The organism is Mucilaginibacter sp., from assembly GCF_039925265.1.
Lineage (GTDB): Bacteria > Bacteroidota > Bacteroidia > Sphingobacteriales > Sphingobacteriaceae > Mucilaginibacter.
The window spans coordinates 206,305-230,232 of sequence record NZ_JBDSZG010000008.1; the positions used below are offsets into that span (position 1 = coordinate 206,305).

23 protein-coding genes and 1 tRNA gene are annotated in these 23,928 nt (G+C 43.0%); 8 read left to right on the plus strand and 16 right to left on the minus strand.

The genetic code is table 11. The features are described from left to right. Together ABIX36_RS02960 and ABIX36_RS02965 are read right to left on the minus strand one after the other, a co-directional pair. Positions 1-1,389, minus strand: coding sequence for a mercuric reductase (locus ABIX36_RS02960; protein WP_348080671.1), 1,389 nt, complete (start codon positions 1,387-1,389; stop codon positions 1-3). 1 nt (position 1,390) lies between these two features. Continuing rightward, entirely contained in the window at positions 1,391-1,672 is a 282-nt protein-coding gene (locus ABIX36_RS02965; RefSeq protein WP_348080672.1) for a DUF427 domain-containing protein, read from the minus strand. A 241-nt stretch (positions 1,673-1,913) separates the two neighbouring features. Here ABIX36_RS02965 and ABIX36_RS02970 point away from each other — a divergent pair. From ABIX36_RS02970 to ABIX36_RS02980, 3 genes are all read left to right on the plus strand, one after another. Then, positions 1,914-1,985, plus strand: a tRNA-Glu gene (locus ABIX36_RS02970). Positions 1,986-2,233: 248 nt separating this feature from the next. After that, a complete protein-coding gene (locus ABIX36_RS02975; RefSeq protein WP_348080673.1) occupies positions 2,234-3,478 on the plus strand; it encodes a site-specific integrase in 1,245 nt (414 codons plus the stop codon). Continuing rightward, complete coding sequence (locus ABIX36_RS02980) at positions 3,475-4,020, plus strand: ORF6N domain-containing protein (protein ID WP_348080674.1); 546 nt, start codon at positions 3,475-3,477, stop codon at positions 4,018-4,020. Before ABIX36_RS02975 ends, ABIX36_RS02980 begins: the two co-directional genes overlap by 4 nt. A 163-nt stretch (positions 4,021-4,183) precedes the next feature. Here ABIX36_RS02980 and ABIX36_RS02985 read toward each other — a convergent pair whose 3' ends face one another. Both ABIX36_RS02985 and ABIX36_RS02990 read right to left on the minus strand, forming a co-directional pair. Further along, the gene (locus ABIX36_RS02985; RefSeq protein WP_348080675.1) at positions 4,184-4,294 is read right to left on the minus strand and encodes a hypothetical protein; all 111 of its coding nucleotides are present in this window, start codon (positions 4,292-4,294) and stop codon (positions 4,184-4,186) included. Further along, on the minus strand, positions 4,294-4,437 hold the full coding sequence (locus ABIX36_RS02990) for an RNA-binding protein (protein WP_348080676.1): 144 nt from the start codon (positions 4,435-4,437) through the stop codon (positions 4,294-4,296). The genes ABIX36_RS02985 and ABIX36_RS02990 overlap by 1 nt, the downstream gene beginning before the upstream one ends. A gap of 210 nt (positions 4,438-4,647) precedes the next feature. Between ABIX36_RS02990 and ABIX36_RS02995 the strand changes: the two genes are divergently transcribed. After that, positions 4,648-4,785, plus strand: a complete 138-nt coding sequence (locus ABIX36_RS02995; protein ID WP_348080677.1) for a hypothetical protein — start codon at positions 4,648-4,650, stop codon at positions 4,783-4,785. A 118-nt stretch (positions 4,786-4,903) separates the two neighbouring features. Here the strand turns inward: ABIX36_RS02995 and ABIX36_RS03000 are convergent, their stop codons facing one another. After that, a complete protein-coding gene (locus ABIX36_RS03000) occupies positions 4,904-6,436 on the minus strand; it encodes a HEPN domain-containing protein (protein ID WP_348080678.1) in 1,533 nt (510 codons plus the stop codon). Positions 6,437-6,576: 140 nt separating this feature from the next. Between ABIX36_RS03000 and ABIX36_RS03005 the strand changes: the two genes are divergently transcribed. Next, entirely contained in the window at positions 6,577-6,963 is a 387-nt protein-coding gene (locus ABIX36_RS03005; RefSeq protein ID WP_348080679.1) for a helix-turn-helix transcriptional regulator, read from the plus strand. A gap of 36 nt (positions 6,964-6,999) precedes the next feature. Here the strand turns inward: ABIX36_RS03005 and ABIX36_RS03010 are convergent, their stop codons facing one another. The 5 genes from ABIX36_RS03010 to ABIX36_RS03030 all read right to left on the minus strand — a co-directional run bounded on the left by ABIX36_RS03010 (position 7,000) and on the right by ABIX36_RS03030 (position 10,255). Then, positions 7,000-7,911: a DUF5712 family protein gene (locus ABIX36_RS03010; protein ID WP_348080680.1), complete on the minus strand. Its 912-nt coding sequence runs from the start codon at positions 7,909-7,911 to the stop codon at positions 7,000-7,002. Between the two features lie 18 nt (positions 7,912-7,929). Further along, positions 7,930-8,484 carry a BfmA/BtgA family mobilization protein gene (locus ABIX36_RS03015; RefSeq protein ID WP_348080681.1) on the minus strand — a complete coding sequence of 185 codons (555 nt, stop codon included), beginning with the start codon at positions 8,482-8,484 and terminating at the stop codon, positions 7,930-7,932. Positions 8,485-8,760: 276 nt separating this feature from the next. Continuing rightward, on the minus strand, positions 8,761-9,084 hold the full coding sequence (locus ABIX36_RS03020; protein ID WP_348080682.1) for a hypothetical protein: 324 nt from the start codon (positions 9,082-9,084) through the stop codon (positions 8,761-8,763). After that, complete coding sequence (locus ABIX36_RS03025) at positions 9,081-9,347, minus strand: helix-turn-helix domain-containing protein (RefSeq protein WP_348080683.1); 267 nt, start codon at positions 9,345-9,347, stop codon at positions 9,081-9,083. The genes ABIX36_RS03020 and ABIX36_RS03025 overlap by 4 nt, the downstream gene beginning before the upstream one ends. A gap of 149 nt (positions 9,348-9,496) precedes the next feature. Then, complete coding sequence (locus tag ABIX36_RS03030; RefSeq protein WP_348080684.1) at positions 9,497-10,255, minus strand: hypothetical protein; 759 nt, start codon at positions 10,253-10,255, stop codon at positions 9,497-9,499. Between the two features lie 743 nt (positions 10,256-10,998). Between ABIX36_RS03030 and ABIX36_RS03035 the strand changes: the two genes are divergently transcribed. Further along, positions 10,999-13,260 carry a PAS domain S-box protein gene (locus ABIX36_RS03035; protein WP_348080685.1) on the plus strand — a complete coding sequence of 754 codons (2,262 nt, stop codon included), beginning with the start codon at positions 10,999-11,001 and terminating at the stop codon, positions 13,258-13,260. Positions 13,261-13,665: 405 nt separating this feature from the next. Here ABIX36_RS03035 and ABIX36_RS03040 read toward each other — a convergent pair whose 3' ends face one another. The 6 genes from ABIX36_RS03040 to ABIX36_RS03065 form a co-directional block, all read right to left on the minus strand. Next, entirely contained in the window at positions 13,666-13,950 is a 285-nt protein-coding gene (locus tag ABIX36_RS03040) for a BLUF domain-containing protein (protein ID WP_348080686.1), read from the minus strand. 196 nt (positions 13,951-14,146) lie between these two features. After that, entirely contained in the window at positions 14,147-15,016 is an 870-nt protein-coding gene (locus ABIX36_RS03045; RefSeq protein ID WP_348080687.1) for a hypothetical protein, read from the minus strand. Further along, positions 14,967-17,708: a hypothetical protein gene (locus ABIX36_RS03050; protein ID WP_348080688.1), complete on the minus strand. Its 2,742-nt coding sequence runs from the start codon at positions 17,706-17,708 to the stop codon at positions 14,967-14,969. The genes ABIX36_RS03045 and ABIX36_RS03050 overlap by 50 nt, the downstream gene beginning before the upstream one ends. Positions 17,709-18,811: 1,103 nt before the next feature. After that, entirely contained in the window at positions 18,812-19,510 is a 699-nt protein-coding gene (locus ABIX36_RS03055) for a hypothetical protein (protein WP_348080689.1), read from the minus strand. Between the two features lie 26 nt (positions 19,511-19,536). Continuing rightward, positions 19,537-20,907 carry a hypothetical protein gene (locus ABIX36_RS03060; protein ID WP_348080690.1) on the minus strand — a complete coding sequence of 457 codons (1,371 nt, stop codon included), beginning with the start codon at positions 20,905-20,907 and terminating at the stop codon, positions 19,537-19,539. Positions 20,908-21,015: 108 nt separating this feature from the next. Then, a complete protein-coding gene (locus ABIX36_RS03065) occupies positions 21,016-21,873 on the minus strand; it encodes a phytanoyl-CoA dioxygenase family protein (RefSeq protein ID WP_348080691.1) in 858 nt (285 codons plus the stop codon). A 119-nt stretch (positions 21,874-21,992) separates the two neighbouring features. On the opposite strand from ABIX36_RS03065, the gene ABIX36_RS03070 reads away from it, so the two are divergent. Together ABIX36_RS03070 and ABIX36_RS03075 are read left to right on the plus strand one after the other, a co-directional pair. Next, positions 21,993-22,862 (plus strand): AraC family transcriptional regulator, encoded by an 870-nt coding sequence (locus ABIX36_RS03070; RefSeq protein ID WP_348080692.1) that lies wholly within the window; start codon positions 21,993-21,995, stop codon positions 22,860-22,862. A 70-nt stretch (positions 22,863-22,932) separates the two neighbouring features. Further along, positions 22,933-23,772: a sugar phosphate isomerase/epimerase gene (locus ABIX36_RS03075; RefSeq protein ID WP_348080693.1), complete on the plus strand. Its 840-nt coding sequence runs from the start codon at positions 22,933-22,935 to the stop codon at positions 23,770-23,772. Positions 23,773-23,928: the final 156 nt, after the last annotated feature.

The window sequence follows — 23,928 nt, forward strand, 5'->3', positions numbered from 1 at the left end:
TTAGTCCTCCAAAGCCATAAAAAGGTTATTTAATGATTCGGAGTACGTGGGGTGAGCAAACACGCAATAGCGGATCCTATCGTACGTAATGCCGCCCTCCATGGCCATCTGTAGTACAGTCATAATCTCGCCGCCTTCTGTTCCCACTACTGCCACGCCCAATATCTTTTTGGTATCGGCATCCACAACGGCTTTCATCAACCCGCGGGTATCGCCGGTTTCTAAAGCCCTTGCCACATGCGCCATTGGCAGCCTGGCCACTTTTACATTCAGGCCCTGGTCTTTGGCTTCTTTTTCGGTGATACCTATCCGGCCCAGTTCCGGGTCGGTGAACATACAGTATGGCACCGGCCTGTCTTTAATGCTGAGATCTTGCTTTTCTATAAGATTTCGGTAAACAATAGTATAATCGTTATAGGCGATGTGGGTAAACGCCGGGCCACCTTTAATATCGCCAAGTGCATAAATCCCCGGCTCGCTGGTCTCCAGCTTATCGTTCACTTTGATGTAGCCTTTGACGTCAAGCTTAACACCCGTTTTATCCAACGCGAGTCGTTCTGTTTGCGGTGAGCGTCCAACGGCTATAAGCACATGGCTGCACTTTATTTTGCTTTCTTTATCGCCGGTTTTTACCGTAGCGGTAATTTGGTTTTTCCCTTTATTTTTAAACTTAATGGCCTTGCTGTTGGCCAGCACCTTAATACCTTCATCTTCTAATATGCGGGTTATTTCTGTAGATATATCCTCATCCTCGCGTGATATCAACCTGCCCGACCGCTCCAGCACTGTTACCTCGCTGCCAAACCTCCGGAACATCTGCCCAAACTCCAGCCCAATATAGTTACCTCCGATGATCAGTAAATGTTCAGGCACCTTCTCCAGTTCGAGGATAGAGGTAGAGGTTAAATAATCAATATCGTCCAGCCCTTCAATGTCTGTAGGAATAATAGTTTTGCAGCCCGCGTTAATGAAGATCTGCTCGGCTTTAAATTGCCTTGCTTTCCCGGTTTTTGGGTTTACAGAGATGGTTTTGTTATCGATAAAAGTAGCTTCGCCAAAAAACAGATCGAGATTTTTGGTTTTCTCCATCGCCGCCTGGCTGCCGTTACGCGATTTCATTACAATCCCCATTGCCCGTTTTTTTACCTGTTTCAGATCTACCGTGTATCCCCTAATGGTAATCCCCATATCATTGCAACGGCCCGCCAGGTAGGCAAGCCGGGCGCTGGCCACCATGGTTTTGGTGGGTGTGCAACCATCATTTACACAGGTACCGCCAATAAAGCGCTTCTCTACCAGTAAGGTTTTTTTACCTGCATTGGCCAGTTTTTTCGCCAGTGGTGAACCCGCCTGGCCCGAACCGATAATAATTGCGTCGTAATGCTTCATATCAGTCGGTTATTTTTACGCCCTTCCAAAAGGCAACATGGTTGGCAATGTTCATGGCAGCCGGTTTCGGTTCAGGATAATACCAGGCCGCATCCGGGTTTTGTTTGCCATCCACTTCCAATGTATAATAAGATGCCAGGCCTTTCCAGGGGCAGGTAGTTTGCGTAGCGCACTCCTTAAAAAACTCTTGTTTTATGCTTTCCTTAGGGAAATAGTGGTTGTTTTCAACAACAATGGTATTATCGCTTTCGGCAATAACCTGGTTGTTCCAAATGGCTTTCATATAAGGTTGATTTGTTTATAAAGATACCGCAACAGCATCGGATTTATAAATAGTAAAAGCCGATTTTTTGTTTGGCGGTATCAAAAATGATATCTGCTACATAAAAGGTCGTGCCTGCTGTAAAAACCTTACAGAAATTTTTTTTTAAACTTTATTTTTAATTTATCAGGAAAGGTATATCTTTGCATTCCCAAAATAAGGGGAACGAAATTTAAAATATCAAATTTCGCAACCGAAAAATGGCCCGTTCGTCTAGGGGTTAGGACGTTAGATTTTCATTCTAGAAACAGGGGTTCGATTCCCCTACGGGCTACTTAAAACAATGTCAAAAGACACCAAAAGGCTGCAAATCGTTGATTTACAGCCTTTTTTGTTTCTATCAAAATGCCACTTTATTCACTAAAACTCACCAAAATGGTGAGCGAAGTGGGGAGTAAATAAAGCGGTAGGCATTACTCACCAAAAAATCATTAACTGGTTGAAAAACAACATGTTCAGCCGTTAAACATCTTGTTCAAGCGCAATTGCAAGCTTAGATTTGTTAACCCTTTAAAGCTTGTTATGAACACAAATTTCACATTGCTTTTTTATTTAAAGAAGCCAAAGGCCTGGACCAAGGGTCCTATTCCTATCTACCTCCGTATCACTGTAAATTGCAGAAGGTCAGAGCTTTCATGCGGAAGAAACTGCGAAATAAACCGCTGGAATTCTGAAGCAGGACGATGTATTGGAAATAAGGAGGAAGCGAAGATGCTTAACACTTATTTAGACACCTTGCAAACAAAAATGCGGCATTCCCATCAAATTTTGCTCGATAGCGGCCAACCAATCACTGCCGAAAGCCTCAAAAACCAGTTCTCTGGCAGTGCGGAAAAGAGCCGGTACCTAATGCAGATTTTTAACGAGCATAATAAACGCATGGAGTCGTTGATCGGTAATGGGTTTGAGCTTAATACACTGAAAGGATATAATACCTCGGTTAAACACTTATCCGGATTCCTGAAAACTAAATTCAGCAAAATGGACGTTGAAATTAAAAGCCTTGACCATGCATTCATTGTAGATTTCGAATATTACCTAAAATCGGTTTGCAAATGCAGCGGTGTTTCGGCAGCAAAATACATAAAGCATCTTAAGAAAATGGTAAACCATTGCCTTGCCAATAACTGGATATCCGTTAATCCCTTTACTAAATTCAAGTCAACAGCTAAGGCCAAGGAAAGGACTTTTCTTACTCAGGATGAATTAGACAAAATAATTGGAAAAGTTTTCGACGTCGACCGGTTGTACCAGGTTCGGGACATTTTCGTATTCTGCTGCTATACCGGACTGTCTTACGCCGATGTCCAGAAATTGAAACGAAGCGAAATTGGAAAGGGCATTGATGGTGAAAAATGGATATTTACCACCCGTCAAAAAACGGATACCAATTCACGGATACCACTATTACCCGAAGCGCTTAAAATAATGAAACGATATGAGGCCCATCCGCTTTGTGATATTAAAGATCTGTTACTCCCAGTCTTGAGCAATCAAAAAATGAATGCTTACTTGAAGGAGATCGCAGACCTTTGCTACATCCACAAACATTTGACCTTTCATTTGGCCAGGCACACTTTTGCAACTACTGTTACTCTTTCAAACGGTGTACCGATAGAAACGGTGAGCAAGATGCTTGGGCATACCGTTTTAAAGACCACACAGCATTACGCCAAAATTTTGGATGTGAAAGTAAGCCAGGACATGAAGTCATTGAAGAAAAAATTATCGTTAAATAAAAGCAGGAACTTAAAGCAAACCATATGACAGCGCCGCAAATTATCAATGAAGAAAATATTTTTGAGAAAATATATGTCATTAGAAACATAAAAGTAATGCTTGACCGCGACCTTGCAGAGATCTACGGGGTAAAGGCGATAAGGTTACGTGAGCAAGTGAAAAGAAATGCCGCCAGGTTTCCAAAGCATTTTATGTTTCAATTATCAGAAGATGAAGCAGATCTTATGGTATCGCAAAATGCGATACCATCCAGGAAACACCTGGGCGGCGCTATGCCCTACGCTTTTAGCGAGCACGGCATTTTGATGCTCGCTAATATTTTGAAAAGTGACCAAGCTATCTTGATGAGTATAAAAATCATCGAAGTTTTTATCAAAATCAGGGAAATGATTTTAAATAACAAAGATTTACTTCTGAAACTTGAACGGCTTGAAACAATCCTAACAGATCATGATGATCAAATTCAAAAACTTTTTGGGTTACTGAAACACCTGATCACGGAAAAGCAAGAACCCAGGGAACCCATGGGATATAAGCTTTCTGGCGACAAAGACAGAAATCAAACATGAAACCAAGAGATTAAAAAAGCGGTAATAGCATAAAAAATACGTGCAATCAAGTACTGGTTTGCTATTTATATAGGGCGGCGAGGCCTTTTTTACGTGGGGTTATTTGCGGTGTATTTTGAGTTGCCGATTGTGTTTTTTGGGCATTTTGCTGATTAGGATTTGGTTATTGGATAAGCTTTTCTTCAGCAAGCCTGACACTAATGGTCCTGCCGTCAATTTCGCCGCCATCAAGTGCTGCAATTGCGCGTTCGGCACCGGCCTGTCCTTCCATCATTATAAAGCCGTACCCTTTACTTTCGCCGGTACTTTGATCGGTACGATTGTAACGGTATTGACAATTCCATGGATACTGAATATTTCAACCAGTTCAATTTCTTCCATGTCCCTTGGAAAGCCAACAATAAATAGCTTTGCCATACTTACGCAAGTATAATATTAGAATATTGTATATCAGCACACACTACTCCATTGCAATGCGTAAACAACCAGCAGCAGCAAGCAGGAAAATTGTCAAGGCCGGGTATCCGCTGATAAGCGGATGCCCGCTTGTATAGCCTTGACGATTTTGCTGCGATGCTAATTTTGTAGCAGCAGTGCTTGGAGTACCGCCGGCTTTTTTTGGCTGTTGTGAGCGCAGCGAACATCAGCTTCCCCGCATCGAGGCTTGCAGCGGAATGGAACCCGGCGCGGCAGAGCGTGGTGAAATGGAGCTGCGGGCCGCAGATGCTGAACAGGCCATCGTTATCTATTAACTTTCAACAATAACCAGCAAGGCGGTAGCGGGCAACATGACCCAAGGGCAGTTTTATCGATCACACAGCCGCTCACCGCAGTGCAGGTTTTTCCAATAAGGCGTTATTTTGACTTCCGATTAGGATAATCTTTACTTTATTTTGAAAACCAACTCCGCCATCTGTAATAAATTCCGCACTTTTTCCAATGCGGTTCTCACCATCTCGTCGTTCACTAAAAAATTCTCATCGTAACGGGCTTTTGAATAGCCATCTTGCACCAAAGTAAATAACTTATAGCCTTCTTCGTTGCCCATCTCGAAAACGTCCTTAAATTCATCTGTGAATAGCAAAGTCAATTTAATCAGCCGGAACAAATTATGAACTGACTGCCGGTAACCTAAAAGCACCTGTAATACCCCGATAAGGGAAGTCTCCGTTGCCTGGTGTAAAAGGAACAGGGCTAAACGTGCGTTGCCATCCTCCAGGTAACGTTCTGCTCCGCTGAAAAACTCACCACTCATTAGGCCATATTTATTCCAACTTGCCATCCGAACTGCAAGGTCCTGCTCTTTGCTTATAGTCAGTGGTGTAGGCAGTACCAATCCATCTGCACTATATAAATTCAGCCCACGCCCGAAAACCAGGTTCCAAAATTTTCCTTTGCCATTTAAGCCGTTTATTGCGCTTTCAACCTTGTGAACGATAGCATAAACATTGACCAGTGGCCGGCAGTTATCTTCTATCTTATTGACGATTCCATGCTCCGGCAATTTTTCCGTTTCATCAATGAGGATCAGCAAATAAAAAGTAAATGGTGAATGATAAGAGCCTAAAAAAGTTATGGATCGTGCCGATGGAACAGTTCTAAGGATCAAAGAAACAACCTCAGCCAATCCAAGCTTTTCTGCCGCTGTGGCCTGTGGGGCAAACGGTTTAAACATAATTGAACCTTTAGACAATATCGATGAACCGCCTACGCTATCATCTAATCTTTTGGTTGCGTTATCAGCCTTGTTGGCTTTTGTTTGTTGATCTTCCTTTCCGGTATCAGTGATTCCCTCGCCAATTGGCCCTTTGTCGGGTTCTCTGTATTCCTTCTTTAACATCGGGTTATTTGATTCAGTTTGGCGAATCATCCATGCAGCCGAAGCAAGCTTCTTAATATTTTCATACACGGTAATTATTTCTTCAGCTGTCATCGCTTCATCTACCTGGCTATTGTATAAAGCAGCATGCAGCCATTCCTTTAAATAATCCCGGTATTCGGCAAGCTTATATTTTTTAAACACTTTCTTAAGCACCCGGTACGGGTTCCTCAACTCCTTGTCAGAAAGGTCATTGGGGAAATATGGCCATTGTTCTCTGCCTTTTGCCAATGAATCCTCAGATAACAGGTCTTCTTTGCGCAATTCATAATCAGAATATTTCAGCGATAACAAATAACATGCTTCCAGTAAACGCAAATGCTCATCACTGATGAAAAGCAAAGAACCAGGCCCATGCGGGTGGGTATAATGCTCATTTTTCATCACGTACTTTCGCCACTCTTTCCATTCCTTGCGTTGTTCTGCCGGCCAGGTATCATTGAAATAACCAAGCACTACACCAAAAGGATATTGGATCTCGTCAAACCGTAGAAATTTGGGGTATTCATCCCAGGGGAAATATTTACCGTTGTACATAAAACTTAATTTTGCTCCGGATCCCATTAGCCGGCAGTACAAAAGAATGCCGGCAATCCGCCGTACCGAACCATAGCGTTTTGTACTTTACAATACGGCGGTTGTTTTGTACTTTTACGTTTATCATCTACATTTGACCTATGGCAGAGGCACTACACATCGGAAGAAAAATCGGCAAGATACGCGAGTTACGCGGCATGAAACAGGAAACCCTCGCAATGGAACTGGGTATTAGCCAGCAGGCTGTTTCTAAAATTGAGCAAAGCGCTGAGGTGGAAGATTCTGCACTGGAAAAAATTGCACGTGCGTTAGGAGTAACGCCAGAAGGTATTAAAAAATTTAATGACGAAGCTATATTTAATATCATTGGCAATAATTACCATGATAGCTCGAGTTCTGTTCAATATCAATGTACGTTCAACCCCATCGATAAACTTGTGGAAGTTTTCGAGGAAAATAAGAAGCTGTATGAACAACTCCTTGTAAGCGAGCGCGAAAAGATTGAACTTTTAAAAAAATCCAAATAGCAAACGCCCCTTTTTAGGGGCGTTTTTAGTTAAATCCTATATGCGCACTCCCTGGTAATAACCCTGTTTCTTTTTCTTCTTCCTTTTGAAAGGGTTCGGATCGGCGGTAATGTTGACACCTTGGTCAGTTCCTAATAAAACATCAAAAATATCCTTGCCATGGTAACTTTGCTGGTTACCCGATTTAAACACCTGTTCAATCCGCTGCAATTCTTTCACCTCCTTCTTTTGCTCATAACTGCCATTCTTCATCGCATTGGCATATTGGAAGCTTTCCTTGATTTCCCGGTCGTAATTGAATAGGCTGTCAAATATCGATTCCGTTGCCTGCTTAAAAGCAACCCTGTCGAATTGCCCCACCTTATGGCTATGCGCTGCATTAGAGCCTTTAGAATTATTGAGCGGGCTTAACTTGATACTGTTGCTTGCATCCTTCCTGCTGACAATAACCTGAACGTGCATTTGGTCCCCGGGTTTGGTGTCGCCTTTCTTAGCTACGCCTTTCCTTACCTCTAAATCTTTGTAGGTATAATAACGGTTGTTCTCCAGTTTGGCGAAATAAACCAAGGCCTGGTTGGAGGTAATGCCATTCCGTTTAAAGTTTTTGGCATAAGCATCCATCACCTTGTTGGCGTAGTTTTTTAACTGCTCTTTAGCGCCAGCCTTGCCGAATTTTTCTTTTAAAAAAAGCAGTTCCTTTGAACTTGGGCTGATATTGACCAGGAAGAACTTGGCATCATCCTTTGAAAGCTTGGCAATATTATTATCAATGCCTTGCCTCACCTCATAAGGCTGTATGTTTGCCCGCTCCTGGTTAAACCAATATTCGGGTTGCTTTTCTTTATTTATTTTCTCTGCCACCTTGTTCTCTTTTTCAAGATAGGTAACCAGTTGGCTGCTGCTTCCTTTATTGTTCCCTGCCTCGCTTTTGGTGATATTGATATGCATCGTTAGCTCTCCTCTGCTTTAAAGGTATTTCATCTGTTCCAATGTGAATTTTATCAATTCGTCTTTATCTGCCTGCTTGGTTAATACATTCATCTGTTCCCTTGCTTTGACATAATGCTCCAAGATGTCAATGAATCGCTTTTTTAGTAAATTGGCATCAAACCTTGCTGCATCCAGCTTTTTCAGGTAGTCTTTTATCATCCTGGTATCTGTTGCCAGTTCTTTACTTGTTGCCTGTTGCGCCTCGTTGTGCTTCAGGATATGCCTGTCGAAAATGAGTCCCTGTTTCTGCTGGGATAGTATCATCCGTTCCGCGTCTTGTTTGATGGGTATCAGCAGCTCCTGCTCCTGGGTTTTAATAAAGCTGACAATGTTATTTGTCTTCTTATGCAGTTCTGTTTTTAGTAACTCATCATTGAGGTCTCTCGGGTCTTTCTTTGACTTATAGAAGTAATCCACCATATGGATAAAAAAAGCCAGCTTCGTCAGTCCGTTCTTCGCAGCTACCTTTTGAAGTCTATCATCTGTCCCTACCGGGAACCTTATCGTTTTAACATTCTCGTCCTTGCTCATTCATTACCTCCTTTCTTAATGGTTCGGTATACGCTTCAGTATACTGTTTCCTTATCCTGTAGCTTAATACGGGGGGAAAGTATACCGCAGGTATACGGAAATCTGCTTTGCCCCGCAGGGCAAGCGGAAAAAGTCGGGTGTGCCCGACTTCCGCTTGCTCCCCCCGCCTTCGCGGAGCGACGCAGCGAAGCTGCCCTGTTAATAGCCGCTTTGTTATACTGCTAGGTAGATATAGCGCTACAGTGCTGCACGGATACTTAGCTATATGGATACATCTCATACCTCAGCCTCCCATCCGGCAGGCCAGTAAACCTGGCTGCCAAGTTTGGGATGGTAGGACGGCTGGTAACGGATATAGCCGAATGCATCAAGCTCCCTAATGCATTTGTGGTAAGTCGCGATGGATGCTATTTTGCTGTAACCCATCAGTGCCTTCCGCGTTACCGCGAAAGGGCTGGCAAAACCGTTGCGCTGCCAGTGGATGAATAAGCCTGTGAACAGGCTGATATGTGTTGCATTCAGGCGGCTGTCTTTGCTCATCCGCCGGAGCAGCCTGCCGTAGCCGGCAAGCTCTGTTGTTGTATTGTTGCCGGTTTTCATTTTGCGCCTCCTTCCAGCAGTTTGTTGATATCATCCTGTTTGTAAAAAATGATGCTGCCAATGCGAGTAAAACTCAGTGTGCCATTGATGCGCAGGTTTTGCAAGGTTCCCGGCGATATTTTCAGCAGTTTTCTTACTTCGCTACTCTTGAGCCATTTTTTCGTTGCGCCCTGCCCGTCCATCGGTACCAGTTTTTTAATTTCTTTCAATAGCCTGCTTTCAAATTCTTTTAAATCTTCTTTCGTGATCATCTCCACATTCATCTTTTCCTCCTTGTTTTAATTCAAACCTTAAACCGGTTCAGTAGCAGCATGGAATTACACCGCCTGAACCGGATGAAGGCAAAGGTGAAAGCTAAAAAGGCGAAATGAATGACCATTGGAGACGTTTGGTCACGGATGGAGGAAGACTTCTATTTCTTATCTTTGCGGACTATCTGGAATAACTTATCTTCTTCTGGTATGTTGATATACTTCGATGGCTTATCGGTTTTATTGGCCGGAAAGTAGTTTTTTGCGGTGTCAATGGAAATAGGCTTGTCGCCATGCATAAAGTACTTGGCGATCATTTTATACCACGGGCTTTGCCCCTGTGTGTTAACTAACTTCGTGTTTTCCGAGGTTAGGCCTTGCAACTGGTTCATCAAGTCCATGAAGGCAGCTATATAGCTATTAGTTATCACGACCTTTTCGTTAGCATCGAATTCCCTGGCTTGTTTTAATTGCGATTCGAGTTCTGCGATTCGCTGTTTTAATTGGGCAATTAATTTATCCTTTTCGCCGATAACTGATTCCAAGGGCTCAACTTTATGCCATTGGTCAATGGTTTTCAGAAATTCTAAAAATGATTCTAGTTTATGGGTTTGTTCTAAGCCCGCTGCATATTTTGCGGAGAAAGGGTCTTGGTGTTTGAAGTGTCGGATGCGGTTGATAACAATCTCGAAAACATGGTTGAAAAAGGTCTCTTCTTTGCCTGGATTAGCTCTCAAATAAAAACCTAGCTGATAATCGTAAAACAGCCCATACTCTGTCCCGTCTATTTCATAAATCTTGAGCAAAAAGAAATTGTCCTCCAACTTCCTGTTACTAAACAACGGCCGGCCAATGTCGTACTGGTGCGGGGAGAAATCGAATCGGGTTCGGAATTTAAAATAATTGTTTTGTGTCGACATAGCAACGTATTTATTAGAAAACGCTCAAAAAGGTGATATGGTTTACAATTTCTTCACCTTAAATACTTATCAAGGTAAAATTTCAAGGTGAGATGAATACTTAGCCTAAGCCATGCGTTGTTAACGGCACTGCATTATTTTATTGGTTCGAATCAAATGAGGTTCTCTATACATACTGAACCTAATTGAAAGTTTTTCGAACCATTTTTTAAATGAATTGAAAGAAATTAGCCAAATAGCTAAAGTGGTTCGAGCCCAGTTTGGGGATGATTATTCTAAACAAAGCATAGTCTAAGAGGCTAGGCTCGAACGATTTTAATTCGCTAATCGCCTTTGACAATTCCTCAGAACAGGAACTTTCATTATCCTCAAGTAAGGGTCTTGATCAAGCAGCGGGCGGACATGCACTTTTCATGTAATCCGGAAGTGCTTCCTGTTCAACGGTTTCAACGTTAATCATTGTATATTCGTTTCCCTGGTTTTTATTCATTTGTAGCAGATATAGTGATTTGTTGAAGATATATTAATTAAACCACTTTTATATCTTATGAAAAATATTAGGTTTAACTCAATCCGTAATCCTACGTATGTAATTATTATACCAATTTTACCGCAGGCAGTAATCGCGTCATTAATAATTTCCCGAACAACTTACGACTATATTCCGTACAAGAGGGTTACTTAGTTAACAACCATATAATATCCGAACTTTTTTTAACGACATGCCGCCTGATATACGTTATATGCCAAGCAAATTTACCACGTTCGTTGGGCTGCTGTCGTTGTTTACCACGTTAATAGTCCTTGTTGGGTGGATAATTGGTCTTACAAACATGCAAAGAGTGATGCCGGGCGTGGTAACCATGAAGGCCAACTCGGCCATTTGCTTTGTGCTGCTGGGAGGCACACTGTTATTACAGAACGAACGGCAATACCTGCAGCAAATCCCCCGCATACTGCTCATCCTGGTAACGTTCATCGCAGGTACAACGTTATTAGAATATCACTTAAATTTCAACGCCGGCATAGATGAATTGCTTTTTACCGATCCGGAATCCGTGTCATTGCGGTTTCCCTACCCCGGGCGCATGGCCTATAACACCGCCCTAAGCTTAACCTTGCTGGGCTTTGGCTTGCTCGGCCTGCACATCGCCGCAATAAAGGCCGTCTGCCAGTATGCCTTACACGCGGCAACCATACTCGCAGGTGTCGCCATTATGGGTTATGTGTATGGGGTGTCTATGCTGTACAGTTTTGCCTATGTTAGCTCTATGGCCATACATGCGGCCCTGCTCGTCTTCCTCATTTCCATTGCCGCGGCCAGGTTCAATCCCCACCTCGGCGTTGCGCGCCTGTTTATGGCGCAGGGCGTCGGCAATAAAATGGCCAGGCGGCATTTTACAACATTAATGCTGGTACTCTTGGTTTTTGGTTCTCTCCGCATCCAGAGCGAACGTTATCACCTCCTGCCGCCCGAAATTGGCATTTCAATGTTGGCCATCAGTTTGTTACTCACCAGCCTGGTGATGATCTGGATAACAGCCAACTGGCTAAATAAGTTAGACAGTGAGCGGTCCACGGCCGAATTGGAGATCCGCGATCTCAATGCCGCGCTGAAAACTAAAGTAGAAAAGACCGAGGCAGATTACCAGTCGCTTATCGAGCATGCTTCTGATGCCATTTACCTACTGAATTTAGCCGGAGATTTTATGCAGGTTAACAATAGTACCTGCCAGCTAACCGGCTATAGCCGGCAGCAACTGCTGGAACTAAACATATCAGCGCTCTTAAAAATCGACATGCTGGAAGACCACACGCTGCAGCTTGCGGGCATTGAGCCGGGAAGATCTGTAATGGTGGAAAGGCGGTTTAACCCCAAAAATGGCGACGCCGTTGATGTGGAGATGAACTTAAAGCGCATTGTGGATGACAGGATACTGGTTATAGCCCGCGACATTACCGAACGCAAACGGCTGGAGTACGAATTAGAAAACTCCGCGCAAAAATATAAGTTGCTTTTCGAGAGTAACCCGGTGCCCCTGTTAATTGTGGGCAAGGAAGATCTGGTTGTTGTGGCGGCCAATGATGCAGCAGCCAACCTTTATGGTTATGCGCCGCAGGAATTCCAGCAGATGGATATCAAAAAAATGAGCCCCGGTGCATTGGGAGAAAAGATCGTCAACAGTAACAGGGTTTTTGTGGAAGATGCGGCTGATTTTGGCCTGATCGAGCATTTAAAAAAAGACGGCACCCGGATCCTGGTCAACATCATAGCGCAAGATATTACTTTAGAAGGCAAATCTGCCCGGCTCTGTTCCATCAGTGATGTAACCGAAAAATTAAGGGCACAAAGGCAGTTGCTGGCAACAGAAGCCAATTTACAAACCATCCTTAACAATACCGATAGCGCCTATGCGCTGCTGAACGCAGACCTTGATGTGGTGGAATACAACAACAAGGACGTAATCTTTGCTCAAAACGAATTTAATTTCCAACCGGCTAAGGGCAAAATATTTGACTTAATGCCGTCCGAAAAGCGCGTGAAATTTCTTAGCCACACAAATGAAGTTTTCCAGGGAAACGCCATCAGGTATGAGCTGAATTATACCGGGGAAGATGCCCGTGCAACCTGTTATTCCGTCCGGATGTTTCCAATTGCCGGTAAGGACGCCCAGATCTTAGGCCTGGTATTATCTATTACCAACATCACCGATCGTAAAGTTGCAGAGGAGGACCTTAAAGATGCTTACCACAGTATCAGTACACATATTGGCAAGATCCGCGAAATGGCATGGAAACAATCCCATCTAATCCGCAGCCCGCTGGCTAATTTAATGGGGCTTTTCCCTATGATCAAAGAAGATCCGTCGGATCGGTTGCTTTTAGGCTACGCCGAAACCGAATTGGAGCGAATGAACCAAATCCTTTGGGAAATGGCGGAAGGGACAACCTCGAGCCCTTCGGACGAAGCTTATATCGGTGACATCCTGGTCAAGTATTTGTGATCTTAAACTAACAAACAAATCTTTACTTTAATGCAGACGTTGGAATCGGCAAGTAAGATGCGGAGCTCATATTCGCCTTTGTTGTTGTCCAATCAAGCCGCTATGCCGTTATCCTTCCGGTGATTTGTTAAAAGGGCAATCCCGTTATTCAATTGGCCGCACTTTGAAGGTCCAAGGACTCTTATGAGGCTCCGCTGTCGCTTTTGGCCAAACCCTTCCCATGGTTATTGCGGAGCTCCAGTGTTTTTAAGGTTTCCCGTGTATCGGTGCGGTTAGCTAGCTTGGATATTGGCCAAAAGTGGGGGTGCGTTGGGGCAACATGAGATTCATTATTGCATAACGGGGCAGTCACCATCGGTAATATCAAAGAACTTAAGCACCTTGTCATTTTCTAAATTAACCACGTCATGGCCATCCCCATTCAGTAAAAATACTGGAAGCAATCGGTCCCTCTCGCAACGTTGTCACCTGAATATGAAGGGCGTCGTTTTGAATATTACGGTAAAGCTGTTCAATGGTTTCCTCTGGCGCTTCAATCACTAGAATGTAGCTTTCGGGTAAGCAAATAAACATGCCTGTGATGCCATAGCGTTTATAGGACTCTCTTGAAATGTGAAGCAACTCGTACAAAGCTTGATCGCTCATAAGTTTCGCGGAAGTGTTTGTATAAATGAGGCGATGTAGGTGCATGACTGGAATTCGGATGTTTTACGTTGCCAACTTTACTAATGCTTTATCTCGAATCGCTGTGCCGGATTTTTACTGATTAGCCCGTAGGGGAAACTTTTCGAACCCTTTTTTGGCCGATTTAAGATTATTAGCCTCATCGTAGATATTGGTAATAATTAAATTTTTTCCTTACTAAACGAGGCTTTGTCCGTCTGTTTTAATGCTCTGGCGTCGTCATTCTCTCGGTTTCAAATATTTTGCCATCCCGGGTTGTGTCTACAGCAGTCATAATATCGTAATTCATACACCGCCAGGGTATTTTGGCTTTGGGGTTAATTTTGTAATCAAATGGGCCTGGCTCAAGGTTCATTACCAATCCTTTCATCAATAGGTCATGCCTTTCGGGATGACTGTGCTCGCCATCCTCACGCCCTATGTTTAGGCTCCGGCTTAGTAGGGGGGCCAGAACGGTAAGGTTAGAGTTTTTATTCATTCGATGGGACAGGCTCAACGTCCAGTCTTGCTCGCATGGATAATTGTGGTTATCATTCCACCAGCAAGGCTCTACAAGATTTACCCATTGATACCGGTTAATGATCAATCCCCATGGCGAAAACAGCTCGCTTGCTGTAAACTCATTGACCGCTTCAGTGCCCTTGCTGGTTACAAATAAGCTCATAAAAAAAATCCGCACATCAAATAACTTATCCTCCCTTACTAATTGCTTGTACCATAGGGCAAGGTGGCAAATGTCGGGTGAAACTATGATGTCATCTTCCAAATAAATATTGATTTCGCTGCCGTGGTTAAACGTGTATTGTAAAACACCATAGGGGTTGCCCCGCACACCCAAGCTTTGAGAGTTGTATAAAATGGTGCAAGGCATAAACGCAATATCGCGGCACAATTGTGCGCAGGTTTCGTTACCCGGCTCAAGGCCAATGTACAGATGCCAATTCGCTATATCACTTACCTGGCTAAGCATTTGCAAACAACGCCGCAGGTAATGCGGGCGGTTGTTGACTGTTAGCGTTATACTATTGAGCGAGAGCACGTTTTTTTCTGAAGCCTTTTGTTGGAGATGCATAACCAGCGAAGTGTATCTCGATACTGTCAATGTTATCCAGATTGGCTTCCGGATTAAACCTATCCGGCACGTTAACGGTAAAAGTTGCAAACGGGCTTAGCGGAATACGCTTGCTATTATCACCAGTAGTATCGCCACCAAGCGAGCCGCCTGCAACTGTGTGCGTTTTGCCGTCAACTATATCATATTGATAAACCGACGATACCCGGTTATGGCTAAAATCTTTTACTTTACCCGCTGGGTCAACTATTAAAACATGGCCCTGGTGCAGTAGTTGTACATATAATTTATCGTTGCTGGCCATTTTAGCCCCATTGATGTAGATCCTGAAATTGGTGAGCATTACATTGCTCCACCCCAAAAAGTTAACATCATCTGTAGGTATGTTAAAAGTGATAGTTCTATCGGTCTTAAATTTTTGAAATTGCTCTTGCCGGGCATCGGGCAGCAACTTTATCATCACATCTGTAAGTTGTTGTTTTGGGTCGCTATACGTGTTTATCTTAGTAATAATGTCGCCTTTGAGTTTAGAATGCGCTAGTCCTAAACCTGTGAATGAATCGTCGGTTATATTCAACTTGTTATCTTGCTGCGCCCAATAAATAAAGGCGCGGTTTTCCTGGTAAATATACTTTAGCACAAAGCTTTTAAAATCCTGGTACAGGGCGTATATAAAACTTCTGTAAGTAATTAGCCCGGGTACATTTTCACTTGCTATCTGCGCTTTTATACGGTCCAGTTCTTCTTGTTTCTGTTCAATTTTAGCTACTATGGCCAGGTACTGTATTGCCATGTTAGTATACTCAAAAAGTTTTACATTACGCGCCTGCGCTATCCCGATATAATCGTGTAATTGTTTTTGATATTCTTTTGCTTGGGGCAGGGTTAAATAAGGTGTAATGGTCTTGTCAAACTCGTCGCGCATGGCAACCAGTTTGGTCGAGTCCTCAACGTCGCCGCCACCCGGGCTTATTTTTTGCCATGCGTCCTCAATGGATTTCGCATCTCCCTGTATCGCTTCGGGATTCAATACTATTTTACCGGTATCAATACTGTCAATTAACTTTTCCCAGTCGCCTTTTGCAGTTGTTATCGAGTCTATGCTCGGGTTTGTAAATGCATCAAGAGTATCTTTACCAACAGCCACGATGGTTTTAATCAGATTCAGCAACGTATTGAAAGAGCATTTTTGCTGATCTTCAACAGCTTTTTTAAAGGTATCACTAGCTTTTATTAACACCTGGTACTGGTTATCTAATGCGGTACTTAATGTATTAATAACCGGCGGCAAATCGGTTATTTGGGTTTTTAAATTTGCTTGTATGTTTTTATATGTGGTCAAAACTTCGGCTGCACTGTTAGTGGCCTGCGTCATATTAGTGAAATCGTGGGTTTGCCCCGAAATGAAAGCATAGTACTGATTATATACCGATTCGATTGCGTTACCGGTTTGCAACATGCCATCGATCATCAATTGATAATAATCTAATGATACTATGGGTACATAGTTCATGGGGTTGGCATAATAATCAAGTCCTTGCCTTAGTTGATCCATTAAAGCACGGCACTGACGGTAAATACCGTGAAATTCTCTTGCCAGACTTGCAGTATCGGTTGCCTTTGCCGTCAGCCGTGCTATCCATTGATAGTAGTCTAAAGCCGGTGCTAGGTTACCTTGTAAATATTCTGCTTCGGCATACCTCATGCTCAATAATAACAATGCAAGCATGCTGGTATTTTGCACCAATAAATTTGTCTCATCATCACTACGCGCCCCTGCATATGCGCCGGCGTTACCTGCGGTGGCTGCAGTAGTGTTGCCGTCTACCCCGGTATTCCCATCGGCACCGCTGTCAGTACGGTCATCGCTTAATTCCCATATTTCGCGGTGAAAATGATCTTGTGTAGTTGTTTGAATGGCGATACGACCGCCTATGCCCCCTTTGCCGTTCCGGCCCGCCTTCCCTGCCGTTGCCGTGTCCCCGGCACTGCCGCCAACATTATTATGCGTTATTTGGTCATCGCCCAAGGCAACAAAAACATTAACATTAATAGCACCGCCGTTACCGCCATTGCCCGAACGACCACTGTTGCCGCCTTTGCCCGCATTTCCGCCACTCTGGCCGCCAGTAGCCGGCGTAACATCATAGGTATCCGGATTCCTCCTGTCATGTACCACCCGCCGTATTATCGCATCGGTGCCGTTACCACCGTCCCGGCCGTCGCCACCATCTTGCCCAGTCTGCGCCTGCTGCCCCTTTCCCCCATTAGCTTTCAAAATAAGCCGACCGTTGATCGCGCCGGCATTTATAGTAATGTTGCCTGCGTTATTACCAGTTTTAGCAGTAGTTTCCGATGTTATGCCCCCATCCTGGCCATCTGTCCCACTCTGGCCGCTGCTTTCACCACTGTTAGCCTTCGGATTGGAATATGGCATAACCATCGTATTATCATCATCAGCCGTGACGTTAAGTATCGCACCGGCATCGCAGTTGATCACGTGCGCGTAGATAGTGATGTTTTTACCTTTTAATATAAACTCTTTTCCGGGTATTTGAAGCCTGTCCACGTATAGTTCAAGATGCGTGGTTGGGTTAAAGTCAATTTGATCCAATGTATAATTGGCAGCAACTAATGTGGTAATGTCGCCTACGGTTTGCTTTTGAACAGCAAAAAATGGTGGAGTATTCATTGGTTGGGAATCTTTAACGTGATAAATAAGGAGCTTAATATTACAAACAATAATTGAGGTACCAAAGCAGCAAATAAAAAACTTCGCATTATGTGTTACCAAGCACCTTCGTTCCGGCACAGTTATAACGAAATATCCTACATGGTATCTGGTTTTAAACTCGATTAATTATTTGAGAATACTAAAGACAAGTGTGGCGAAATAGGCTTGCTTCTAGCATTTTGCCGAGGAATATTTTTAATGAGATCACTGCACCTGGTTCTGAAGTATATGTTGAAGCTTCAGTTCTTCTATAAAGTGGTTAGAAAGTTTTGAGAGCTTTACAAAGCATTCTTCAGTTCGATTTAGCGTTTATTTGGGCCACATGTAAACTAGGGACTTAGCATTCTTGCAGAATTTAAGGTAGATGGCTAGCAAGTAATTGGTTCGATTCCTGTTCCGGCTAGCTAAAATAATAATCTCGAATCCGTTCAGTAGCGGGAGCAGGACTAATGTCGAAACATTTGCTGCAAGAATTAAAAAATTTGGCTAACTTTATTTGATTGGTCCAACCCAATAGGGGTCATTCTGTGGGACTTTTTTCAAACCAATTTATCATGAATTTGAAATAAATCAGCAATTTTTGACGGTTCGAGCCCAGGCTGTGGACTTCGGCATTACAGCAAATAACCAAAAGGTAACGATTCCTAACTTAAACATTAAGTTATTGCTTTCACTCTTAATGATTATTTTAGCCAGTATAGTTATGCAGTTATCCGTAACCATTTTTGATCTGATTGTTTTAATGGGATTTATTCAAGGAATAAGTATGTCCATGGTGCTGTATTTTATTCCAGCGAAAAATCAAGGAAAATCTTTTTTTTGCTTTATTCTTTTGATAATTTCCTTACTCAGCTTTAAGATACTGCTTCATACACTTGGTCTCCAAAATATACCATATTATTTATTTTAGACTGCTAATCTTTTCTTTTTTGCATACGCGCCCTTCAAAACAAAAGTGCTGAAAAATTTAAAACTCATAATGTTAGTAAATAGTAATCAAACAAGTAATTCGACTCAGGTTTATTTTCAAGATGAAACCTCAATAGCTACGTTTATTTTTCTTAATTGGTGCCTACATTCGGAAGGTAATAATGGTAAAGCACATAGGTATTTGGCTCCGGTAATATAACTTTAATTTCGCCTCTTGAATTTACTGTTATAGCCTGATTGCGCCCCGTTCCCATGGCGGCTTTTAGGAATAACTTTTGGCCGGGAGACAACCAGGTCCTTATAAATGACTGTTTAAGCTTATTCTTTTCCCTGATCACCAATAAATATCCCTCATTCTTTTTTATAGACTGAAAGCCTGTCCATGAAGTTCCGGAAGGTTCATTCCCGATAGGAAAGATCTGGCCTGAATGTATATCTGCTTGTAAACTCCGATACTTATTTATCACCGGAGCAACGGCAAACGCTTTTTCAGGCAGCCCGGTTGCTTCCATCCATGCTAATGGTTGTGCCATCATTGTTAAAGCGAACTCATAATCCAGACTGTTTTTAGAAGGGGCAAGCAAATCATTCGCTGCGTATTTATCTGCGTTCCGGTAATTGTTCAGAAATTCGATTTGGAGATTTTGAGCCGGAATATATTTGGAAAGCATCCATAAATTTCTCAGGGTAGTATAAGGATAATAATTACCCCAGTCGGTATATCGATTTTCCAGAAATATGTTACCATAGGTATTAAAATAATGATAGCCATTTCGTCGCCCTGCGGTTACATCGAGATTGAAAACAGCCCGATTGTTTGTTACGGCCATTACCGTGTCAAACATCTAACGTAGATTCACTTCTCTTTTTTGTCGATGATCTGCACGCCATCAATTTTGAAGGTGCGAATACCATAAGTTTTATACAAACTGATTAGCGCTTCCGCATCATTTTTCCAGTGGACATAGCTACCATCTTTACTTGGGTTAAACCATAAACAGATTTCTATACCCAATTTTTTGCCGAGATCTACAAGCGGCGCCAGTCCATTTGAAAATTTTATTGGATCGGGCTTCCAGTAATTGGGATTATCCCAAATATTGTTTAGCGTACCTCCCTTAAAAGCAGAATTTGATGAGCGGCCCGACTGCCATCCGTCATCAACCTGGAAGTGTGTAATGTGCAGGCGATGTGCCGCATTAAGCTCTTTTATCGTAAATGCTTCGCCGATATGTTTATCCTGGCTGCGGTCTCCCCAGGTATTCATCATGATCATTTCATCCCGCCCGGGTAGATGAACACGAACCTTTTCCTGGTAAGATCGCAGCGCTTGTAAACGCCCCAATGCACCGCCGCTTGTCACACCTGCTACTATTCCATAACAGCGCGTCCATTTATCGGGTGATAAGTCACCGGGGCTAACGCCAAAGCCAACAGCTTCTAAGCTACCCGTGCGGGCCCTGAAATCAAAGCCCGGATAAGCTAACTGTACATCCGATGTTGGAGCTTCTTTTAAAATAAATAGGCCCTGGTCGCTTAATAATTCATCAGCAAAAAGCAAGTTACCTGCCATACGGCTTTCCGCGCGGTAAATTAACTGCTCATGTTCCTGAACTAACGTATTGTTACGATCTGTAATATCAAAAAACTTTACGGTATGTAAATTCCAGTGCGTCCCCGGCAAAGCGAGTGTTTCCATAACCGGTACCTTTTCTCCTCGCGTTGTTTGGTCATCGTTGGTTTCAATGTTATGCAATTCACCATTATTAACCATCTCATTAGACCATTTACCGGTAACATTGCCCCGTAGATAGTAATCACAAGCGATAGCAGGGCAATTTTCATAGATCCTGAATACTCTCTTAACTTCCAGGGTGCCTAATTTTACATAAACCTCTGCTTTTAAAAATGCGGGGGATATGCTGTTTGCCAGTACCTTTTCAACTTTAAAGCTACCGTTAGCCGGATTACCCGCGCCCGGGAAATAACTATCGGCACGGGTACCAGCCAAAAACCACTTGTACCCCGTGCTTTTATCGGTTAATGCAGTACTTTGGATATCACCATTGTTCCAGTTATAACTGCGGCTGAGGCGATTATTCTCCAGAGTAAGGGTTCCATCTTTAAGCGTTGCTTTACAATCGCTCAGCTGCCCTGAAAGCGTTTGGCAAAACGCAGACACCGTCATAAAAATTATATTAAACACCAAAAGGATTTGTTTTTTCATTCGTAAACATCATTGGTGATGGTGACTAAACTAATATTTAATTGATGTCTATCGAAATTAAATCTGGTTTTACTAAGGTTGTTGTTGAGAACTGAAAACGAGCGGATACTAAACCGTTTTCACCTTGTTTTCCCATCCGGTTTCTTTCAAAGCAGGGTCATTTTCTTTTACTAAAAAATCGACAGCGGCGGTTTCAGAAGTTGCCCACTCCAAAATTGCATTATCAGGAACTATTTTTACAGGCGTTTTCCATGATGTAGAGGTTTCGCTATAAGCGAGGTTGGATTGCGAACTGTAGCAGGAAATGATGGACCAGCGTGGATGGTCCGAAAGATTTGCCTCCGAGCGGTGAAGCAGATTACTATGGAATATAAGCGCGTCGCCTGGCTCCAATTCGCAATAAACCAATTCCATGGTTTTTAATGCATTTTCTACCATCACCATATCTGCACCCACCTGTTCACCCGAAAAACCATGGTTAACCCTGCCTAGTTTATGAGAGCCTTTGATTACCTGCAGGCCCCCGTTAGATTTATTAGCCGGAGTTAGCGCTATCATCACGCTTATAAGCTGATCAGGAAACATAAACTGGTTTTTATACCAATAGCCATAATCCTGGTGCCACTCCCAGGCTCCGCCAACTTTAGGTTCTTTTTGCATCAATTTGGAATGAAAGTGACATACCGGGGCTGTGCTATCCAATAGAGACGCAACCGATGTCACCATTTTTTCGCTTCGCGTTAAATATCCAAATACATTATCGCCGGGCGTAAACCATAACGAAAGCTTTGTCTTCTTGCCGGTCTGGTCGTTCAGGTCAAGCGCGTTTTTTTTCATGGCATCATCCTGTAATGCTGTCTGGTACAACTTTTCTGCTTCTGGCCGGCTGCAAAAACCTTTTATTACGATATAGCCATCTTTATTATAGGCCGCTATTTGGTTGGTGGATAATTGGGTATTTGACATAATTGGATTTATTGTTAAACAAATTTACTCGCAATGGCAAAAAACATCCACAACAAGGCATGCTGAAAATGATACTTTCCTAACATTGTATTTTTCCCTATCATTACAAAAAATTTAAAATGAAACCCGTACTTGAATATTTACCAAGGGAGGAAGAAGAATCATTCGTAGTAAAATATTTCGATTATGATTATTATCCTACGCCCTGGCATTATCACCCCGAATATGAGCTTGTACTGGTAACCGAAAGTACCGGCAAGCGTTTTATAGGGGATAATATCAAAAGCTTTAGCCCGGGCGATCTTGCGCTGATCGGCCCGAATGTGCCGCATCTATACCGTAACGACCCGCCCTATTATCAGCCCCAATCCGGCCTAAGGGCAAGCTCTATTGTTATACACTTCCTGGCAAGTTCAATAGGCGACGATTTTTTGGCTTTGCCTGCCTGTAGAAAGATAAGGGAACTTTTAAGTAAATCGGCGATGGGGCTTGACATTAAAGGCAAAGCAAATACTATGGTGGCTGAACAGATGCATCAATTATTGGAACTAAAAGGCGTTCCGCGGCTATTGAAACTGCTTGACATTTTGAACACACTCGCAGAAACAAAGGACAAAAGGCACATCTCTAATCAGCTGGTTAAAGGCGAGAATGATAGGGAATCTGAAAGGTTGAACAAGGTATTTGAATACGTTATGAAAAATTTCCTGTCGGAGATCAGTATTACAGATGTTGCAGGCCTGGTGCATATGGCAGAAAATTCGTTTTCACGGTATTTTAGCCAGCGTACCCGCAAAACGTTCTCAGCCTTCGTGAACGAAATAAGGCTTAGCCACTCCTCCAGGTTGCTGGCTGATACCGACAAAAGCGTTTCGGAAATCTGCTTTGCATCAGGGTTTAATAATCTGTCCAACTTTAACAGGCAATTTAAAAGCTTATATGGATTAAGCCCTTTAGCATACAGAAACCAATACATCGTTAAGGCATAATCTAACACAAAGCAACAAAGGTGCCCTTAATTCAACTTACTTTTCTAATCTGTAAATAAACGATCTATATATGAAAATTCTGTTTTTTTGCCCGAGGTGGGGCTCGGAAAACCTGCCCTGGGATATCTTTTTTAAGAAAGTAAAGGATGCTGGTTACGATGGTGTTGAAATGGGCTTCCCGGCCACGTTGACATCCGAAGAAAGGTCGATCATTATAAAGGGTCTTAAACAATATAACTTGTCATTCATAGGGCAGCACTGGCAAACAGTCGATCAGGATTTCCATACGCATCTCAGGGTTTACGAAGAAAATCTACTTAGCCTTGTTTCCGGCAGTCCGCTTTTTATTAATTCGCAAACAGGTAAAGATCATTTTACAATGGATCAAAATCTGCAATTAATTAAACTCGCTGATGAAATTAGCAGCAAAGCCGGCATCCATATCATACACGAAACGCATCGCGGCAAATGGAGTTTTGCGGCCCATATTACTAAAGCCTACCTCGAGCAAAACCAGGAAATCAGGATCACCCTGGATATTTCACATTGGTGCAATGTGGCGGAAACCTATCTGGAAGACCAGCCGGAAGCCGTCGAACTGGCCATAAACCATACGGATCATCTCCATGCGCGTATCGGGCACACCGAAGGGCCGCAAGTGCCCGACCCGAGTGATCCCCTTTGGTCAGATGCCCTGCAACACCATTTGGGCTGGTGGGATCGCGTGATTGAACTGAAGCGCCAACAAGGATCTCCTGTTTTTACAATTACACCGGAATTCGGCGCACCTCCCTATACTACGCTTTTGCCTGGTTCGCATCACCCTATAGCCAGCCAGTGGGATATTAACGTACATATGATGGAAATGCTGCGAGCACGGTATTTAAAACACAATACGCATCAATGTTAGAAAAGTATCATTTAAGAACAGATGTAAGGTAGTTTACATCAAATAAATGTAGGTATTTTGAGTTGTTAAATCAACTAAATCTCTCTCATTGTTTTCCCGTGTTCAACTTGCCAGGTAAAACTGGCGAGTTGTGGGGAAGCAAAATGATTGACCTGA

Coding starts and splice junctions, on each gene's coding strand:
- ABIX36_RS02960 (WP_348080671.1), bottom strand. CDS start 1,389: ATGAAGCATTACGACGCAATTATTATCGGTTCGGGCCAGGCGGGTTCA.
- ABIX36_RS02965 (WP_348080672.1), bottom strand. CDS start 1,672: ATGAAAGCCATTTGGAACAACCAGGTTATTGCCGAAAGCGATAATACC.
- ABIX36_RS02975 (WP_348080673.1), top strand. CDS start 2,234: ATGAACACAAATTTCACATTGCTTTTTTATTTAAAGAAGCCAAAGGCC.
- ABIX36_RS02980 (WP_348080674.1), top strand. CDS start 3,475: ATGACAGCGCCGCAAATTATCAATGAAGAAAATATTTTTGAGAAAATA.
- ABIX36_RS02985 (WP_348080675.1), bottom strand. CDS start 4,294: ATGATGGAAGGACAGGCCGGTGCCGAACGCGCAATTGCAGCACTTGAT.
- ABIX36_RS02990 (WP_348080676.1), bottom strand. CDS start 4,437: ATGGCAAAGCTATTTATTGTTGGCTTTCCAAGGGACATGGAAGAAATT.
- ABIX36_RS03000 (WP_348080678.1), bottom strand. CDS start 6,436: ATGTACAACGGTAAATATTTCCCCTGGGATGAATACCCCAAATTTCTA.
- ABIX36_RS03005 (WP_348080679.1), top strand. CDS start 6,577: ATGGCAGAGGCACTACACATCGGAAGAAAAATCGGCAAGATACGCGAG.
- ABIX36_RS03010 (WP_348080680.1), bottom strand. CDS start 7,911: ATGCATATCAATATCACCAAAAGCGAGGCAGGGAACAATAAAGGAAGC.
- ABIX36_RS03015 (WP_348080681.1), bottom strand. CDS start 8,484: ATGAGCAAGGACGAGAATGTTAAAACGATAAGGTTCCCGGTAGGGACA.
- ABIX36_RS03020 (WP_348080682.1), bottom strand. CDS start 9,084: ATGAAAACCGGCAACAATACAACAACAGAGCTTGCCGGCTACGGCAGG.
- ABIX36_RS03025 (WP_348080683.1), bottom strand. CDS start 9,347: ATGAATGTGGAGATGATCACGAAAGAAGATTTAAAAGAATTTGAAAGC.
- ABIX36_RS03030 (WP_348080684.1), bottom strand. CDS start 10,255: ATGTCGACACAAAACAATTATTTTAAATTCCGAACCCGATTCGATTTC.
- ABIX36_RS03035 (WP_348080685.1), top strand. CDS start 10,999: ATGCCAAGCAAATTTACCACGTTCGTTGGGCTGCTGTCGTTGTTTACC.
- ABIX36_RS03040 (WP_348080686.1), bottom strand. CDS start 13,950: ATGCACCTACATCGCCTCATTTATACAAACACTTCCGCGAAACTTATG.
- ABIX36_RS03045 (WP_348080687.1), bottom strand. CDS start 15,016: ATGCATCTCCAACAAAAGGCTTCAGAAAAAAACGTGCTCTCGCTCAAT.
- ABIX36_RS03050 (WP_348080688.1), bottom strand. CDS start 17,708: ATGAATACTCCACCATTTTTTGCTGTTCAAAAGCAAACCGTAGGCGAC.
- ABIX36_RS03055 (WP_348080689.1), bottom strand. CDS start 19,510: ATGGCCGTAACAAACAATCGGGCTGTTTTCAATCTCGATGTAACCGCA.
- ABIX36_RS03060 (WP_348080690.1), bottom strand. CDS start 20,907: ATGAAAAAACAAATCCTTTTGGTGTTTAATATAATTTTTATGACGGTG.
- ABIX36_RS03065 (WP_348080691.1), bottom strand. CDS start 21,873: ATGTCAAATACCCAATTATCCACCAACCAAATAGCGGCCTATAATAAA.
- ABIX36_RS03070 (WP_348080692.1), top strand. CDS start 21,993: ATGAAACCCGTACTTGAATATTTACCAAGGGAGGAAGAAGAATCATTC.
- ABIX36_RS03075 (WP_348080693.1), top strand. CDS start 22,933: ATGAAAATTCTGTTTTTTTGCCCGAGGTGGGGCTCGGAAAACCTGCCC.